Consider the following 16,707-nt stretch of genomic DNA (forward strand, 5'->3'; position numbering starts at 1 on the left):
CGACGAAATTCCTGTGGGAGCAAGGCTTGCCCGCGATGGCGTCAGCAGCCGCGCTGCAGTTCGTGCTACCGGTCGACCTTATGCCTGGCCGCATACAGGCACAGCATCTCCATCGCCAGCGTCGCCGCCGCCAGTGAGGTGATGTCCGCATTGTCATAGGCCGGCGCTACTTCCACCACATCCATGCCCACCAGATTGATCCCGCGCAAACCGCCGAGGATTTCCAGCGCCTGCACGGTGCTCAAGCCGCCACACACCGGCGTACCGGTGCCCGGAGCGAACGCCGGGTCCAGGCAGTCGATGTCGAAGGTCAGGTACACCGGGTGATCGCCGACTCGCGCGCGAATCGCCTCGACCATCGCATCCACCCCACGCCGATGCACCTGCCGCGCGTCCAATACCTCAAAGCCCTGATGATCGTCGTTAGTGGTGCGCAGACCAATCTGCACCGAACGCGACGGATCGACCAGGCCTTCTTTGGCGGCGTGCCAGAACATGGTGCCGTGGTCGATGCGCTTGCCCTCTTCGTCCGGCCAAGTGTCACTGTGGGCGTCGAAATGGATCAGCGACAGCGGGCCGTGCTTGCGTGCGTGGGCCTTGAGCAGCGGGTAGGTGATGAAGTGATCCCCGCCGAAAGTCAGCATCGCGCTGCCGGCGTTGAGGATGTGCTCGGCGTGGGCCTCGATGCTTTCCGGGGTCGATTGCGGGGAACCGTAATCGAAATCGCAATCGCCGAAATCCACCACCGCCAAATGATCGAACGGATCGAAAGTCCACGGCCAGTGTCGCTCCCAGGCAATGCCGGTGGACGCCGCGCGAATCCCCCGCGGTCCAAAGCGCGCGCCGGGACGGTTGCTGGTGGCGGTGTCGAACGGCACGCCGCTGACGGCCACGTCGACACCGCGTAAGTCGCGGCTGTAGCGGCGGCGCATGAAACTGGTGATGCCCGCGTAGGTGCTTTCGGCGGCGGTGCCATACAGGCTGTCGCGGGTCATGGCCTGGTCGTTTTGCATCGGGACGTCCATCTCGGATTCCTTATTATTGGCGGCTACGGAAGGTGGTCCACACGCGGGTGCGCTGGCGCATGTCCTTGAGGCTCATGCTGCGGTCGGCGTACAGCCGGCCACGAACGTCGGCGGGTGGGTAGATGTCGGGGTCGGTGCGCACCGCCTCATCCACCAGCGGCGTCGCGGCCTGGTTGGCGGTGGCAAAGAACAGGGTATTGGTCAGCGCCGCTACGGATTCTGGGCGCAACATGAACTCGATGAACTGGCGCGCGGCTTCGGGGTGCGGTGCATCCTTGGGGATCGCCAGATTGTCCTGCCACACGAGGGTGCCTTCCTTGGGTATCCGGTACGCAATTTCGTAGGGCTTGTTGGCCTTGCGCGCCTGATCGGCAGCCATGCTCGCATCACCGTTATAAGCCAGCGCCAGGCAGACACTGCCATTGGCCAGATCGTTGATCTGCCGGCCGCTGGCGACGTACAGCACCGATGGCTGCAGCTTGTGCAACAGTGCCTGGGCCGCGTCGAGATCGTCCTTGTCGGTGCTGTAGGGATCTTTGCCCAGATAGTGCAGCGCCAGGCCGATCACTTCCTGGGGCGAGTCGATGATCGCAATGCCGCAGTCTTTCAGCTGGCTGGCGTATTCGGGCTTGAACAGCAGGTCCAGGCTGTTGAGCGGCACGTTCGGCAAGCGTTTCTGTACGGCTTCGACATTCATCCCAAGCCCGAGGGTGCCCCAGGTGTAGGGCACGCCGTATTGATTGCCGGGATCGACAGCGGCGAGTTTCTCCAGCAGATCCGGATCAAGGTTGGCATAGCCCTTCAAGCCCTCGTGGGGAATCGCTTTGAGGGCTCCGGCTGCCAGCCCGCGCGCCAACACGCTGGACGATGGCACCACCACGTCATAGCCGCTGCCGCCGGTGAGCAGTTTGGTTTCCAGCACCTCCGGCGCATCGAACGTGTCGTAACGCACGTGAATGCCGGTTTCCTGCTCGAAGCGTTGCAAGGTTTCGGGGGCGACGTAATCGGCCCAACTGTAGAGATTGACGACTTTATCCTCGGCATGGGCCGCAGCGGCCATCGCAAGGAACAGCGCGGGAACACACATCTTGAACACGGGAGCCATGACGAACACCTGACCGGAGGAAGTGGTTGCAGGATGCGCGGTCGGATACATTGGTGAAATATCAAGTCTCTTAACCTGACATTACGAAGGAGTAATGTTTGATGCTCGGTCAACTCCACGACCTGGACCTGCAACTGCTGCGCCTGTTTGTCAGCGTGGCGGAGTGTGGCGGCTTCAGCGCGGCCCAGGGTGAACTCGGCTTGAGTCAGTCCAGCATCAGCCAGCAAATGGCCAAGCTGGAAACCCGCCTGGGTTATCGTTTATGCAGTCGTGGCAAGGGCGGGTTCAGGATCACTCCGAAAGGCGAACAATTGCTCAGCGCCACCCGCGGGCTGTTCCAATCCATCGAAGCGTTCCGTCATCAATCCAACGGCGTGGCCGGGCGCTTGATCGGTGAAGTCCGCCTGGGCTTGTCCGAGGCACTGGATCAGTCGGTGCTGCAACGGGTGGCCGAGGCAATCCGGCGCTTTCGCGAACGCGATGAATCGGTGCGCATCGAGTTGATGAGCGCCATGCCCGGCGAAATGGAGCGCTTGCTGCTGCAACAGCGGCTGGACCTGGCCATCGGTTATTTCTCCCAGGTGCAAAGTGCATTCGACTACCGCGAACTGTTCACCGAAACCCAGCACTTGTATTGCGCGGCGGGCCATCCGCTGTTCACCAATGACGCGCCGGATGACCAGGCGTTGCAGGCCTGCGATCGGGTCGATCACCCCTACCGCTTCCTGCGCAGCGACGAGCCCTTTCAGGGAAAGCTGTGTTCAGCGCGTTCGGAGCAGGTCGAAGGCACCCTCGCCTTCATACTGTCCGGCAAGCATATCGGCTATCTGCCTGAGCACTTTGCCCGAAGCTGGGAGGACAAGGGCGTGCTGCGGGTCGTGCGCCGAGAAGGCATGAGTTTCGACGTGGCGTTTCACCTGGCCCGCCATCGAGCGCAGGTGCCGGGGGATGCGCAGAAGGCGTTTGAAGAGGATCTGCTGGCGGCGTTTGCCTGAGCACCACAATGCTCATGCCAGACACAATCCTTGTAGGAGCTGGCTTGCCAGCGAAAAATCCAGGAACGACACGGTTAACCAATCAATACGCTTAATCGTTTACGACCATCGCTGGCAAGCCAGCTCCTACAGGGGTTGCGGTGCTCGCCACTCAATGGTGTTTCTGGCATCCTGCGCCTCCATTTTCTGACCCGGCCCGCCTTCTGGCTTGCACACAACCATGACCGCCTCCGAAAAACCACGCCACACTGACCTGATCTACGGCCTCGACGACCGCCCGCACCTGACCGCCACCGTGTTCGCCGCGCTGCAACATGTGCTCGCCAGTTTCGTCGGCATCATCACCCCGACCCTGATCATGGGCAGCGCTCTGGGCCTTCAAAGCGAAATCCCCTACCTGATCAGCATGGCGCTGTTCGTCTCGGGCCTGGGCACTTTCGTACAGGCGCGGCGCTTCGGTCCGGTCGGTTCCGGCCTGCTGTGCCTGCAAGGCACCAGTTTCTCGTTTATCAGTGTGATCCTCAGTGCCGGGTTCATGGTCAAGGCTCGCGGTGGCGGCACCGATGAAATCCTCTCAACGATCTTCGGTGTGTGCTTCTTCGCCGCGTTCATCGAAGTGGTGTTGAGCCAGTTCATCGGCAAGCTTCGGATGCTGATCACACCAGTGGTGACCGGCACCATCATCACACTCATGGGCCTGTCGCTGATCAAGGTCGCCATGACCGACATTGCCGGCGGTTTCGGTGCCGCAGACCTTGGCGCGGCCAGCCACCTGGGCCTGGCGGCGCTGGTGCTCGGCACCATTGTGGTATTGAACCGGGTGGACGTACCGTTCCTGCGCCTGGGGGCGATTGTCATCGGCCTGACCCTGGGCTATGTCGTCGCCTGGCTGCTGGGGCACGTCGATTTCGCCAGCCTGCCTGCCATACCGCTGATGAGCGTGCCGGTGCCGTTCAAGTACGGGTTCTCCTTCGATTGGGTGGCATTCGTGCCGGTGGCGGTGATTTTCCTGGTGTCGCCACTGGAAGCGGCCGGCGACCTGACCGCCAACTCGATGATTTCCCGGCAGCCGGTCAAAGGCCCTGTCTACATTCGCCGGATCAAGTCCGGTTTGTTGGCCGACGGCCTCAACTCAGCCATGGCAGCCGTGTTCAACAGCATGCCGATGGTGACCTTCGCCCAGAACAACGGGGTGATTCAACTGACCGGCGTGGCCAGCCGTTATGTGGCGTTTTTCATTGCCGGGCTGTTGGTGCTGCTGGGGTTGTTCCCGATGATCGGCGCGGTACTGCAACTGATGCCAAAACCGGTGCTCGGTGGCGCCGAGCTGGTGATGTTCGGCACTGTCGCCGTGGCCGGGATCAAGATCCTCGCTGAAGCGGGCCTGCATCGACGCAACATGCTGATCGTGGCGATTTCCATCGGCATGGGCCTGGGTGTGGCGGCAGTCCCGGAGGTCTTGCGCGAGTTGCCAAAGGCGTTGCATAACATCTTCGAATCACCGATCACCGTCGGTGCGCTGTGCGCGATCGTTTTGAACATCTTCCTGCCCGAAGAATTCATCGAGCTGGAAGAAGATGATTTCGACCCGGAAGCCTCTATCCTGCAAGTGATGGAAAACCCGGATGTCCCGGCCAAAGGTGAACCGGCAGCGCCTGTGGTTGGCGCAAGCCTGAACCGCTAGACAATGGCTCAAGGGTTGGGCCCTGGCGGTTCAGCCCTTTTATCGATGAGAGCACGTCCATGCGCAGCATCTCCGCGGTCATCCTTTCCCTCCTGCCGCTCTCCCTGAGCGCCTGCGCGCTGTTCCCCAATCGAGATCCGCTGAACATTAATGTGATGGGCTCGAGCCGTTGCGTCGATAGTGGCAAGCTCAGCCTGCCGGAGCCTTTCACCGGTAGCCGCTAAGGGCGATTTCGTCGGTGGTCGATTCCTGTAGGAGCTGGCTTGCCAGCGAAGGCGGCGTGTCAGTCCACGGTGATGTTGGCTGTGTCGCCGTCTTCGCTGGCAAGCCAGTTCCTACAAGGGTCAGGTGTTGAATTTCACGCCGGGTTTGGCCCGCTCATCCACGTTCAGCTCGAATATATCTGGCCGCGCATAGTGCCCGACCACGTCGTAGTCATAGCGGGCGCGAATCAAATCATCCGTGTCGATGTGTGCCGTGAGCAAACCGGCCTTGCCGCGCAATGGCCCGGCCAGGATGTCGCCCATCGGCCCGACAATCACACTGCCGCCGGCAATCAACGGTCGATCCGCCGGCCAGTTGGCAATCTCCACACCCAAGGCCTGCGGCGAGTCCTGGACCTGGCAGGCGCTGACCACGAAGCATCGCCCCTCGTGGGCAATATGGCGCATGCTGACCTGCCACATCTCCCGCTCGTCCACCGTCGGTGCACACCACACCTCCACGCCTTTGGCGTACATCGCGGTGCGCAACAGCGGCATCATGTTTTCCCAGCACACCACCGCGCCAATTCGCCCGACCTGACTGTCGATCACCGGCAAAGTCGAACCGTCACCTTTGCCCCAGATCAACCGTTCCGTGCCGGTCGGCATCAATTTGCGGTGCTTGCCCACCAGTCCCGCCTGCGGATCAAAGTACAGCGCGGTGCAATACAACGTACTCCCCGACCGCTCGATGACCCCGATCACCAGATTCGCCCCGGTGCGCGCCGACAGGTCGGCCAGTGCTTCGGTTTCCGCGCCGGGCACGTCGATGGCGTTGGCGAAGTAGCGGGCAAAGGCCTCGCGCCCTTCCGGCAGGCGATAGCCCAGTTGCGTGCCGAAACCTTCGCCTTTCGGGTAGCCGCCAAGCAACGCCTCGGGCATCACCACCAAAGCGGCGCCGGATTCGATGATTGCGTTTTCATAAGACAGGATCTGTTCCAGGGTTTGTGCCTTGCCGCCGGGCAAGGCGCCGATTTGCAATGCGGCAACAATGGATCTGGACATCGCGGTAACTCCGTTCGCATCAGGTGTTGCTCATTCTCAAGCGCCACGGGATCATGAATAAAGCCCCATTCAATGCTGAATGATATGAACCGGATGAATATCGCCGATATCGACCTCAATCTGCTCAAAGTCTTCGAGGCACTGCACGAGGAATCCAGCGCCAGCCGCGCCGCACTGCGCCTTGGCGTGACGCAATCGGCGGTCAGCGCGGCATTGCGCCGCTTGCGCGAAGTGTATGGCGATCAATTGTTCGTACGCACCGGTCGCGGCCTGGCACCCACGCTCAAGGCCAATCAGCTCAAGCCGGTGGTCAGCGATGCCCTGAACAAATGCCGTCAGAGCCTGGCGATGGTCGACCCTGGCGCCAGCCATTACGACGGGCGCTCCGTGACCGTAGGCATGTCTGATGATTTCGAGATCGCCTATGGCCGGCGCATGATCGAAGAAGTCGCCCGCCGCGCGCCAAAGCTGCGCCTGATCTTCCGCCAGACCCACAGTCAGATCGTCGCCCAGGCCTTGATGGAGCGCAGCATCGACCTGGCGATTGCCGCCGGCGGGTTTGCCGAACGCCTGCTCAGCCGTCAGGTGTTGGGTGAAGGGGGTTATGCGTGTCTGGTGGATCCGCTCAGCCTGACAGCGGGACAACAGAGCATCAGCCTTGAAGAGTTCGTCACTCGCGAACACATCCTGGTGTCGTCGGGAGGTTTCATCGGTATCACTGACGAGGGTCTGGCGGCGTTGGGCTTGAGCCGACAGGTCTGTGCCTCGACCACTCATTTTGCGGCATTGCCGCACCTGCTCAAGGGTAGCCAGGCGGTGGCGACCATTCCCGACCACGCTGCCCGCAGCATCGCGGCACTCAGCGGCCTGACGCTGCTGCACTGCCCCCTGGCGTTGCCGCGCTACCCGATCGAACTGGGCTGGCGTACCAGTACCCAGCTCGATCCGGTGGTGCTGAAGGTGCGCGAGGCGATTGCCGCGAGTTTTGCGAGCGCGTAGGAGCTGTCGCAGGAATGTGTCAGCAGAAAGTTATTTGTTGGCAGCCATCAGGCGATTGACTTCACTGCGCACCATGTTCGAGAACTCCGGCGGCGACATGCCGTCCAGTTCGGCGCGGACCCATTCGGCCCATTTGCCTTTGCGTTTGGCGCGCTCACCGAACAACCGCGCCGCCTCGCCCTTGGCTTTGCCCAGGTTGTTTTGCCAGAGTTCGAATAGACGGGATTTTTCATCTTCAAGCGCAGCGCGCTCGGCAAGGGATTTGTCGGCCAGATTGAAGCTCATGGGAATTTCCTGCTGCGTAAAATAGGCGACATCTTACACTGTAGGACGAATCGTCCTGCGCTGGATTTTCTCCGGGAACGAGTCCGGACGCAAAGTCGCTGCAACTTTTTCAATCGCCGCGCACTCCACTGTTCACTGTCCACTTACCTGCAAGGAGTACTTCAATGGCCCGAAAATCCGCCGCACAAGCCGCCGAGGACCAAATCAAGGATCAGGCCTTCAGCGAGCTTCAGACGCTGATCGAAGAATCGGAAAAACTGCTCAAAAGCAGTGCCTCACTGGTGGGTGAGGAAGCGGAGACACTGCGAGGGCAAATCGCCCTGAAACTCCAGCAGGCCCGGGACTCGGTAACCAGCGTTCGTAACCGGACGCTGCCTGCGGTCGAAGCCACCGAAACCTATATCGGCGGTCATCCATGGCAAACCGTGGCGGTTTCCGCTGGTTTCGGCCTGGTGGTCGGGTTGTTGCTGGCACGGCGGTAAACACAAAATCTTCAAGCCATGCGTGCACCTGTGGGAGCGAGCCTGCTCGCGAAGAGGGAGTGTCAGTCGACATAAGTTTGCCTGGCATACCGCCTTCGCGAGCAGGCTCGCTCCCACAAGTCATCCACGTCAACTCACTCCGGCCAAATCCCGCAGATTCGCCAGCGTCTGCGCATCCAGCGCAATGCCGTTGGCCAGGGATTTGGCACGCTGATGGTGTCGACGGTCCCCTGGCAAGCGCTTGAGCCCCACTCCATGCATCTGCCGCACCAGTTCCTGGCTGCGCTCGGCAAAGCTCTGCCCGGCGGCTTTGCTCGGGTCGATGACGATCAGCAGTTGGCCGGTCCACGGGGTTTTGGCGCCGGGGTGATTCTTCCAGTCGAACTCGAACGAAAAATTACCCCCGGTCAATGCCGCGGCCAACAGTTCCACCATCATCGATAGCGCAGAACCTTTGTGTCCGCCGAACGGCAACAACGCTCCACCTTCGAGAATCGCTTTCGGATCCTGGGTCGGCTGGCCGAGACCGTCCACGCCCATGCCCAACGGCAACCGCTCACCCTTGCGCGCGGCAATCTGCACGTCGCCGTGGGCAATGGCGCTGGTGGCCAAATCAAAAACAATCGGCTCGCCGTCGGCACGCGGCGCAGCAAACGCGATGGGATTGGTGCCGAACAACGGCCGATCGGCACCGTGAGGCACCACGCAAGTCATGCTGTTGACCACACTGAGCGCCACCAGTCCTTCATAGGCAAAGGGCTCGACGTCCGGCCACAACGCCGCGAAATGGTGGGAGTTGCGAATGGCGAGCACTGCGATACCAGCACTGCGGGCTTTTTCCACCAACAAGGCCCGTGCCGCTGCGAGGGCCGGTTGTGCGAAACCGTTGCCGGCGTCGACCCGCACAAATCCCGAGGCCACATCCTCAACCACCGGAACGGCCTTGCCATTCACCCATCCGCTCTGCAACGTCGACACATAACCGGGAATGCGGAACACGCCGTGACTGTGCGCACCGTCGCGCTCGGCACCGGCGCAGTTTTCGGCCAGCACCCTGGCAACGTCGGCCGAGGTGCCGTGACGCAGGAATATCTTCTCAAGCAATGCCGTCAGCCCGGCTAGGGACAGGTTTTGCGAGACATCAGTAGACACATGATCGAGGGGCGCAGACATCTGAAGCTCCAGACTAATTATTGGAGGGGGCAACAGCGTAGGTAGACCGCCGATTAACAACGCGCGACGAGTGGCCTGTCAACCCTTCAATGGTGGCTCTTTGCATGAACGTGAGCGGCCCGTGCATTAACTATCTACCGCCCCCTGTCCGGCAGGGCTTTTTAGGCTCGACGTTCCATCCATTGGTGCGTCGCACCACGCTTTGTACGAGACTCGACGATGACTGCGTCCCCTGATCCACTTTTCTTCCCCGAAATCCGGCGTTCTACCGATCGCTGGTCTGAGCTTGGCAAAACCCACGGGCTGACAAGACAGGATTTCGATTGGCTGCGCCACGTGCAATGGGCCAACCCTGCAGCACGCCAACAACAAACCCCACCCATGCACGCCGAGAAAGTCCTGGTCAGCACCGGGGCGCTATCCGTTCCCCTGGCGGGTTGCTTCGTGTTGCATTCCATGCCGGATGACAACCGCGAAGTTTTCTATACGCCGTACGCCGGTATCAAGACATTCGCCAGTCGCACGATCCTGACGGCACACATCAAAAGCCAGCTGGACAGCGCGGATGAAGACCATGACCTGCTGGCGTTCATGTCATTGTCCGCGCGCAAAACGCTGGCCGAAGCCACTGACATCCAGGTGACCTTCCAGTCCATCGACGGCGACATATTCCAGGATCAGCGCGCCGTTATTGAGGACAACCTGCGCAACAATGATCGAGCCATGGTAGACGAACTGCAGAAACTGCCAGCGCTCGATGCGATGCTCGATGCCGTGCTTGAGGCGTTGCTCAAAGAAGACTTTCCGGCGCTGGATCAGCGTCAAACCCTGGTCAACTTTTATACCGAAACAGTGCCTTCACCCGGCGACCTGAAAAGTCCGAAATCCCGCCGCTGGACCCACTGCATGTCCTTGCGGGAAGCCGTGCTTGCGCTTTACCGCCATCAGCGCTGGCCGCTCGGACAGCATGCCGAGTTCTCTCACCCGCGACTATTACCGCTGGCCAATGACCAGAAACGCTGGCAAGCAGCGGTCAAGCGCGCGGCCGACGGCCTGATCAGCCAGTTATCGAGGCAACTGCAACGCTACTGGAACGAGGCAAGTGCCGACGGTGCCACACGTCGGCAATTCTTCTCCCGCGCCATCGGCGAACAAGCGCGAGCCGATCTGCTGCTCAAGCGCGAGGATCAGGTCTTGACCCCGGAGCAAAGCCGCGCCTTGCACCCGCTGATCGAGCCCAAGACAGGAACGTCCTCGACAATGACCCTCGAAACGGTGCGGCTCTGGGAATACCCACTCAATTACATCGAGCTCGCCGGCGCCCTGATGATTAGTCAGAACAGTTCCTCTGCCTTTATTTACACGCCTGTACGAGGGTTCGAGGTTCTCAAGGACTATCAAGAACTGAAAACCACCCTGCAGAAAAAATCGATCATGGCCGGTCACGATGACGAGCTTTATGACCTCATGAGCCTGGAGGAGCGACAGCGCTTCATTGGTTTCCACGAACCCCAGGTGTCGGGCGCCGTCACCAGCGGTTCGGTGTTCGCGGCACTCTTCGAAGCAATCATCACCAAGCAACTGCAAAACCTGGAATACGCCTTTCAGGTGTTCCGGCACAGTGATGGCGCGGTCAACATCCAGGCCTACTTCGACAAGGCGCTGGACATACGTTCAATGGTCAACACGCGATTGCCGGGGCTGGAAGCCCAAGGGCGCTGGAGCACACGGCCCGTATTGACTGGCAAACAACCCTCTCTGGTGCTGGGGGATACGGCAGCAAGCCTGGCCAAGACTTACCTTTCCGTTGAATCGGCGCTGCGCGATAATTTTTTGAAACAGCCGGTAAATACTCTGGCAGACCAGCGAACGTATCTTGAGGACATTAAACCGGATATTGCTGACGCCTTTTCCGTTGGCCTGCGCGGAGAAGCTGCTCTGCGGGAACTGGGCGGCACGTTGCGAAACGCCGATTGGCACATTATTGAAACCGTCTTCAACCAGGCACAGGCGGATCGAACGAGTCGCCTCGCCGTCAAGGGGTTTTACCCGGATGTCTATTCACTGGTTCTTGAATGCGCTGGAGAGCAGAACGTTCTGCCTTTGGCCAATTGCGTCTTGTTAACCACCCGAGGTGGTCTCGATGTACAGCATTCCGGCCGCGCAATTCTTTGGACGCCCACCAACGGACTGGAAGTCTTCGAGACGGTCGGCAGTGCCCGGCAGCAATTGAACCTGCGTCTGCTCGACTCGGAAAAGCGCCTGGGACTGCTGGAGAATCTTTCCCCCGCTCAGCACAAGTTCCACCGCCGCTACTCGCTCAATTCGTTTCGACTGATCGCGGACGATGTTTTGCAGCACCTCGCACAATCCGCAATTGACCACTTCCTGGCACGCTGTGAGCAAGTGCGCGCCTGGAATTTGTTGACTCCCAACCAACAAACAAAAGCACTGGAAGCGCTGACGCAAACAGTCATCGATACCAACTTGCGCAGAGCCAAGGTCATCGCCGAGGCAATGGTTCTCCAGCAATCCTTGCCGGCCTGGCTCGGCATGGCGCCGGTCGAGGAACAACAACTGCATGCCGAACTGCTAGAACAACTTCGTCACAGCGTTCCCGATGACAAAGACTATCTGCACGGAATTAAACCGCTGAGAACCTATGTCCATGAAACATTGAAAACGCTGCTCGCCAAGCGAATTGCCGGAACAGCGCTGGATCCCGACGAGATCGAAATCACCCCTAACCTGTCTCTGGCTGGTCCACCTCAATCCTTGACCGAGTTTGCCTTGAACCATGTCAGCGTGGCACAGGACACCACCTTCAAGATTGCTTCGAAAACCAGCCAGCCATTGCCTGCGAACCTGGACCAGGCCGCGGTCAAACAGCTGCTGCTGTCGCTCGATATCGAGAAAATCTACGCTCAACACGTGACCGACAGTTTAGTGACTGACAGTATCCAGGCAGTGCCACGCTGGCAGCGTTTTGTGCAACAAGTACCGTGGCAACTCCTGCATCACGCCCATGAACTCAAACTGCAACAACGACTGTCCGACAGTGCCTTTGATTTGATTCGACAGGTGCTGGATATGCCGGACGCCGTGGCCCGGGCCGCCGTCAACGGCGCCCATGCCATCGTTCGACCGCTGCAATTGATCAAGACCGCCGGCGGCACCCCCGTCGCGGCTTCCAGTTTGTACCTGATCGGCCCGGGGGCCGGAAAAAAAGGCCCTCAAGTCTTGTATGCGCCCTATCACACCGGCTCGATTTTCACCGAGTTCGACAATGAGGCCCGTGTAATCGCGACATTCAATACACCCGGCCCCTTGCAAGAATTGTTGTTGCGACGCCTGCCGGACATTGAACGCTCGGGGTTGCGCAACCTGTACAAGTCGACGGTCGGAAAAGTGAGTGAAATAACGCTCGGGGCCAGTGTGATCAGCGGTCATCTACTAACCCGTTTGTTCAACGACAACGTAGCCTTGTTGCCACGGATGCTCGCCAGTCGAACGGAAACCGAAGGCGTTGCAGACTGGGAAGCGGTCAAGCATTTGTTCAGCAGCGGGATCAAACTGGTTTCAGGCCTGCTGCCCGGAAAACTCGCTTATGGGAAATTTCTCTGGCAAGCCTACGACGACTTCAAGGATTCAGCCGAAGGGCTGCAGGATCATCACTGGAAAACTGCATTGCGCAATTTCATCAGCGGTGCGGTGCAGATGCTGACGCTGGGGAAACTGTCGCTGGAAGCCCAAACCGAAACCGTCATTACCCCCCCTGCCAGCCCCACGCTGGTCGCCTCCCCCCTGGCCGCACTGCAATGGTCGCAGGTGGACTCCACTTCACCGCAGCGTACCTGGCTGCAGCATTTTGAAACTTCGGCTGTGCAATTGAAGGATCTGACAAGAAGCATTGCAGATGGCACGTACCTGGAGGCAGCCACCCAACGCCGATACGCCCCCATCGCCGGTAAAGTGTATCCCGTGAAAAAAACCGGAGCGGTATGGCGGATGGTCAAGGACGGCCTGGAAGGCCCTGTGCTGGCGACCACTTCTGACAAGCAATTGGTCGTCGATCCGGACATCCATACGGTCCATTACGGAAAGACCCTGTCGAAAATGCACAACAGATTTATCGCCAGCCACGAGGCGCGACACGTCTTGAACATAGAAGCGCGAGGCATGGCAGACATTCGCGCCAAATTCCCGGAACGGGCCGCCATGCTCGTGCAGGCTGTCGATCTGGCGCGCTTTTACGCCTTCAACAGCCTGCATAATCTGGCGCTACCCGGAAATCTCAAGCATGGGACGCGACTGAACACTTTTCTTAGAGAACACTTTGATGTGAATTCGGTCGACGCCAGCCTCATCGGAAAAATCAAAACGGCAATCGTGCCTGTCTGCATGGCGCTGGTGGACCCCGACCATGATTTGCTCTGCGGCGACCGACTGGTCATTGGCACAAATAGAAAATCCCTGTCCACCGTGGCCGCTTTTGTGAATGTGGAAGATCCAGACAAACGAATACACATCACGGAGCGGTTTTTCGATCAACAACTTGATCGGTATAAAACCTGCTTAACGCACCCCTTCGATGTCGACGCTCATAGTCAGGCTGCAATACTGATCCACGAATTGGCTCATCTGGCTTCTGATGCAGTGGATATTGTGTACGTCGAGGCCAGGCGTCCATTCAGCGATCTTGTGGAGTCGATCACAGGCTATGGCCAGGTGCTGAAACAGGACCAGATCGACTTCCAGCGCAGCGCGCTATCACTTCAAACCCCCAGGGAAGAGTTGTTTTCCCGCTGGAACACCGAGTTGAACTCATGGATCAGCCTCGGCTCACTGACAGGCGCCGCTGATGAGGAAGAGGCCATTCTCGAAATAACCGGCAGCCCAACCATTGACGAAGCCCGGGATGCTTTCCTGGATGCGCAAAACGCCGAACATCGAATCAAAATCATATTGCGCAATGCCGATTCGATCTCACGCCTCATCTGCGAAATGGGTCGGCAACTGGACCCGCTGCCAGTGGCTGATCGCCGATAATCGCAAAATGCGCGGAACCGGTGTTCTGCGCATTACGCACGTGACTTTTGCGCCAAGAGCGATCCTCCTGATCGATTTTTCACACCCTCCATGGATACTGCGCGCCACTTCCACGCTTTTGCAGGACTTCAGCGGAAAACAAACTGACCTTGATATTTAATTGCCATTATCGATGTTCTCGCAAGCGCCCGCCCAAGGTTAGAATGGCCGAAATCAGGATGAGTCAATGATCGACCCCACTCTCTCCCCAGCCGAATACGACGCCATCGCCGATGCCGCAGCGCACTGGTGCATGCGCTTGCACGCCGATGACTGCACACTGCAGGAGCGCCTGGCGTTCGAGCAGTGGCTGGATGCTCATCCGCTGCATGTATCCGAGTACGAGGCCATGCTGGAAATCTGGGAAGTTTCGGGGGATGTGCCTCGCCCTGAGGTTGTCGTACCGATGATGCAAGCGAAATCCCGGACACCCTGGCGCACCTTCGGCATCGCCGCCGCGGTATGCGCAATGGCGCTGCCGTTAGCGGCTTTCAGCGGCTGGAACCTGGGGTGGCTGCCGAATTCGTACCAGCACTTCGAAACAACCGACAATGTGCGTCAAGTCACCTTGAAGGACGGCAGTCTGGTCGAACTGAACCTGGGCAGCGAGCTGACTTACAGCAACTACAAGGATCATCGTCAAGTCACCCTGAAAAAAGGCGAGGCCTTTTTCAGCGTCAACCACGACACCCGCCATCCGTTCATCGTCAAGGCGGCCGAAGGCAAGATCCGGGTCACCGGAACCCAATTCAATGTCTGGATGTATGAAGACCGGGTGAAGGTGAACCTGCTCGAAGGCTCGGTGCTGGTCAGTAGCAATGATGACCTGCCGGGGGACGGTCTGAGGCTCGTTCCGTCGATGCAGGCGAGCTATGGTCATGGCGATTTCATGCCGCAGATCAGCCAGACTGACGCCAACGACACTTCGCTGGCCTGGCGCAGCGGCAAACTGGTACTCGATGATCTGGCGCTCAACGACGCCCTTCCGCTGATCAATCGTTACCTGGAAACCCCGCTGATGGTGGCCGACAACAGCACTGGCACGATTCGCATCGACGGCATCTACAACATCAGGGAACTCAATTCCCTGGTGACGTCCTTGCCCAAGGTGCTGCCGGTCTACCTGACGCGCAACAAGAACGGCAACCCGGTTCTCAATTCCATTCCGCAACGTACCCCGAAAAGCTGAAGATCGTCACCCTTGGCTAATTGCGGCCTAAATGCGTCGTTCAAACATCCGTCGTGTTACTTCGCAGCCACCTTACCGGGCTTCTCATCCCTTCTTACAGACCGGTGACGCCACGACGACGAAATTTCTACATTCAGGTCTTCATGATTTGCGTGGCTCATACATCTTGTTGTGTAAGAGCACCCATTTTTCCTGATCAGGCTCTGAAAAGGAGTTTTTGCATGTTCAACTCGCAACTGCCAACGGACGGTAGCAACGCACCAAAGAGCACTTCCATTGGGGTCGATGTTTTTGACCAGCGTACCGAACGGCACGGCAACGAGCGTATTCGCCTCCTGCTCAAGAGCTTTGGCCTGCGGACCAGTCTGATTCGTCTCAAAGTCATCGACGCGCTGCTGACGGCCGCCGAAAGCAACCGCAGCCTGGGTGTGCGGGGTGTGCATGCCCATTTACTGGAGCTGGATATTCCCCTGTCCTTCCTGAGCGTGCGCGAAGTGTTGAAACGCTTGTGCAGCGAAGGGGTAATCGTGCTCAACGAAGATAAAAGCTACAGCCTGGACCCGCGGGCGGCTGCGATTTTGCAACACCACTGATCAAGTCGCTACACGATCACTTGCGCAAAACACGCACCTGTGGGAGCGAGCCTGCTCGCGATGGACGTCAACGATAACGCGCCCCGTCTGAATGGCCGCGTTGTCCCGAGGTTCTTCGCGAGCAGGCTCGCTCACACATACTCAGGGCTTGACCTTGCGTCGCATCACACCATTGATGACCACCACAATCACCGCCACGCCAATGGCGATGTACTGGAACAGTTTTTCGCTGATGACGCCGGTGTTCTGCAAATACGACAGGCCGAACATGATCGCCAGCACTACCAGCGAGATCAGAATCGAGTATTTCAAACGTTGCGACTGGGTCATTGGCCTTTCCTGAAACGGGTAAATGTATCTGCTTTGTATCCGGATGCATGCCAAACCCCTACCGTTTTCCGGGGATGGAGCGCTGCAAACGGGGTCTCATGTTACAGCCGATGAAGAGTTTTGGCTTCATAGCGGCGATAACCATGAGGATTTTCAAATGTTGCGTCGAATCACACTGCTGATTCCCCTGCTGGCCCTGCTGTCCCTGAGCGGTTGCATCGTTTTCCCCCGCGATGGCTGGCACCATGATCACCATTACGACGACCGGGGTGGACCGGGTTACTACTATCATCGTTAACCACACTGACTTTCCCACTACCCTGAGCGCCTGATCCGACGCTCAGCGGCCAATCTGACACTCTTGTAATCTCCCCCTCATCTACCTGACAGCCTTGGTCTACGATCATAAGGCTGTCAGCTTGTAGCAATTCGAAACAAACCTTGAATGCCTGACCGGAAAAACCGGTCAGAATGCGCTTTTTCGCCCGCAA

General features: G+C 59.0%; 14 protein-coding genes and 1 pseudogene. 9 read left to right on the forward strand and 6 right to left on the reverse strand.

Translation table 11 applies throughout. From position 1 onward, the window contains the following. Window positions 1–65: 65 nt before the first annotated feature. Window positions 66–1,025 carry an agmatinase gene (gene speB, locus GPL81_RS27825; protein ID WP_160109315.1) on the reverse strand — a complete coding sequence of 320 codons (960 nt, stop codon included), beginning with the start codon at window positions 1,023–1,025 and terminating at the stop codon, window positions 66–68. Between the two features lie 13 nt (window positions 1,026–1,038). Next, on the reverse strand, window positions 1,039–2,130 hold the full coding sequence (locus GPL81_RS27830) for a polyamine ABC transporter substrate-binding protein (RefSeq protein ID WP_160109316.1): 1,092 nt from the start codon (window positions 2,128–2,130) through the stop codon (window positions 1,039–1,041). A 101-nt stretch (window positions 2,131–2,231) separates the two neighbouring features. On the opposite strand from GPL81_RS27830, the gene GPL81_RS27835 reads away from it, so the two are divergent. The 3 genes and pseudogenes from GPL81_RS27835 to GPL81_RS32075 form a co-directional block, all read left to right on the forward strand. Beyond that, complete coding sequence (locus GPL81_RS27835; protein ID WP_160109317.1) at window positions 2,232–3,125, forward strand: LysR family transcriptional regulator; 894 nt, start codon at window positions 2,232–2,234, stop codon at window positions 3,123–3,125. Between the two features lie 220 nt (window positions 3,126–3,345). After that, window positions 3,346–4,809, forward strand: a complete 1,464-nt coding sequence (locus GPL81_RS27840) for a nucleobase:cation symporter-2 family protein (RefSeq protein ID WP_160109318.1) — start codon at window positions 3,346–3,348, stop codon at window positions 4,807–4,809. Between the two features lie 59 nt (window positions 4,810–4,868). Further along, a pseudogene (locus tag GPL81_RS32075) lies at window positions 4,869–4,970 on the forward strand (LEA/WHy family protein); the annotation flags it as partial. 183 nt (window positions 4,971–5,153) lie between these two features. On the opposite strand, the gene GPL81_RS27850 reads toward GPL81_RS32075, so the two are convergent. Further along, window positions 5,154–6,077, reverse strand: coding sequence for a carbon-nitrogen hydrolase family protein (locus GPL81_RS27850; RefSeq protein WP_160109320.1), 924 nt, complete (start codon window positions 6,075–6,077; stop codon window positions 5,154–5,156). Between the two features lie 84 nt (window positions 6,078–6,161). On the opposite strand from GPL81_RS27850, the gene GPL81_RS27855 reads away from it, so the two are divergent. Continuing rightward, window positions 6,162–7,076, forward strand: a complete 915-nt coding sequence (locus GPL81_RS27855; protein WP_160109321.1) for a LysR family transcriptional regulator — start codon at window positions 6,162–6,164, stop codon at window positions 7,074–7,076. A 30-nt stretch (window positions 7,077–7,106) separates the two neighbouring features. Here GPL81_RS27855 and GPL81_RS27860 read toward each other — a convergent pair whose 3' ends face one another. Further along, window positions 7,107–7,361 (reverse strand): hypothetical protein, encoded by a 255-nt coding sequence (locus GPL81_RS27860; protein ID WP_077044866.1) that lies wholly within the window; start codon window positions 7,359–7,361, stop codon window positions 7,107–7,109. A gap of 164 nt (window positions 7,362–7,525) precedes the next feature. Between GPL81_RS27860 and GPL81_RS27865 the strand changes: the two genes are divergently transcribed. Then, entirely contained in the window at window positions 7,526–7,843 is a 318-nt protein-coding gene (locus tag GPL81_RS27865; protein WP_121101662.1) for an ElaB/YgaM/YqjD family protein, read from the forward strand. 129 nt (window positions 7,844–7,972) lie between these two features. On the opposite strand, the gene GPL81_RS27870 is transcribed toward GPL81_RS27865, so the two are convergent. Further along, window positions 7,973–9,016, reverse strand: coding sequence for an Ldh family oxidoreductase (locus tag GPL81_RS27870; RefSeq protein WP_160109322.1), 1,044 nt, complete (start codon window positions 9,014–9,016; stop codon window positions 7,973–7,975). Between the two features lie 219 nt (window positions 9,017–9,235). Between GPL81_RS27870 and GPL81_RS27875 the strand changes: the two genes are divergently transcribed. The 3 genes from GPL81_RS27875 (at window position 9,236) to GPL81_RS27885 (ending at window position 15,886) form a co-directional block, all read left to right on the forward strand. Then, the gene (locus GPL81_RS27875; RefSeq protein WP_160109323.1) at window positions 9,236–14,065 is read left to right on the forward strand and encodes a dermonecrotic toxin domain-containing protein; all 4,830 of its coding nucleotides are present in this window, start codon (window positions 9,236–9,238) and stop codon (window positions 14,063–14,065) included. 226 nt (window positions 14,066–14,291) lie between these two features. Further along, window positions 14,292–15,293 (forward strand): FecR family protein, encoded by a 1,002-nt coding sequence (locus GPL81_RS27880; protein ID WP_160109324.1) that lies wholly within the window; start codon window positions 14,292–14,294, stop codon window positions 15,291–15,293. A 221-nt stretch (window positions 15,294–15,514) separates the two neighbouring features. Continuing rightward, entirely contained in the window at window positions 15,515–15,886 is a 372-nt protein-coding gene (locus GPL81_RS27885; RefSeq protein WP_096511188.1) for a fe2+ zn2+ uptake regulation protein, read from the forward strand. A 141-nt stretch (window positions 15,887–16,027) separates the two neighbouring features. Here GPL81_RS27885 and GPL81_RS27890 read toward each other — a convergent pair whose 3' ends face one another. Continuing rightward, window positions 16,028–16,216: a hypothetical protein gene (locus GPL81_RS27890; RefSeq protein WP_096511186.1), complete on the reverse strand. Its 189-nt coding sequence runs from the start codon at window positions 16,214–16,216 to the stop codon at window positions 16,028–16,030. A gap of 157 nt (window positions 16,217–16,373) precedes the next feature. Between GPL81_RS27890 and GPL81_RS31165 the strand changes: the two genes are divergently transcribed. Beyond that, window positions 16,374–16,514 carry a hypothetical protein gene (locus GPL81_RS31165; protein ID WP_172901601.1) on the forward strand — a complete coding sequence of 47 codons (141 nt, stop codon included), beginning with the start codon at window positions 16,374–16,376 and terminating at the stop codon, window positions 16,512–16,514. The last annotated feature ends 193 nt before the right edge of the window (window positions 16,515–16,707 follow it).

This window comes from Pseudomonas izuensis (assembly GCF_009861505.1).
Taxonomy (GTDB): domain Bacteria; phylum Pseudomonadota; class Gammaproteobacteria; order Pseudomonadales; family Pseudomonadaceae; genus Aquipseudomonas; species Aquipseudomonas izuensis.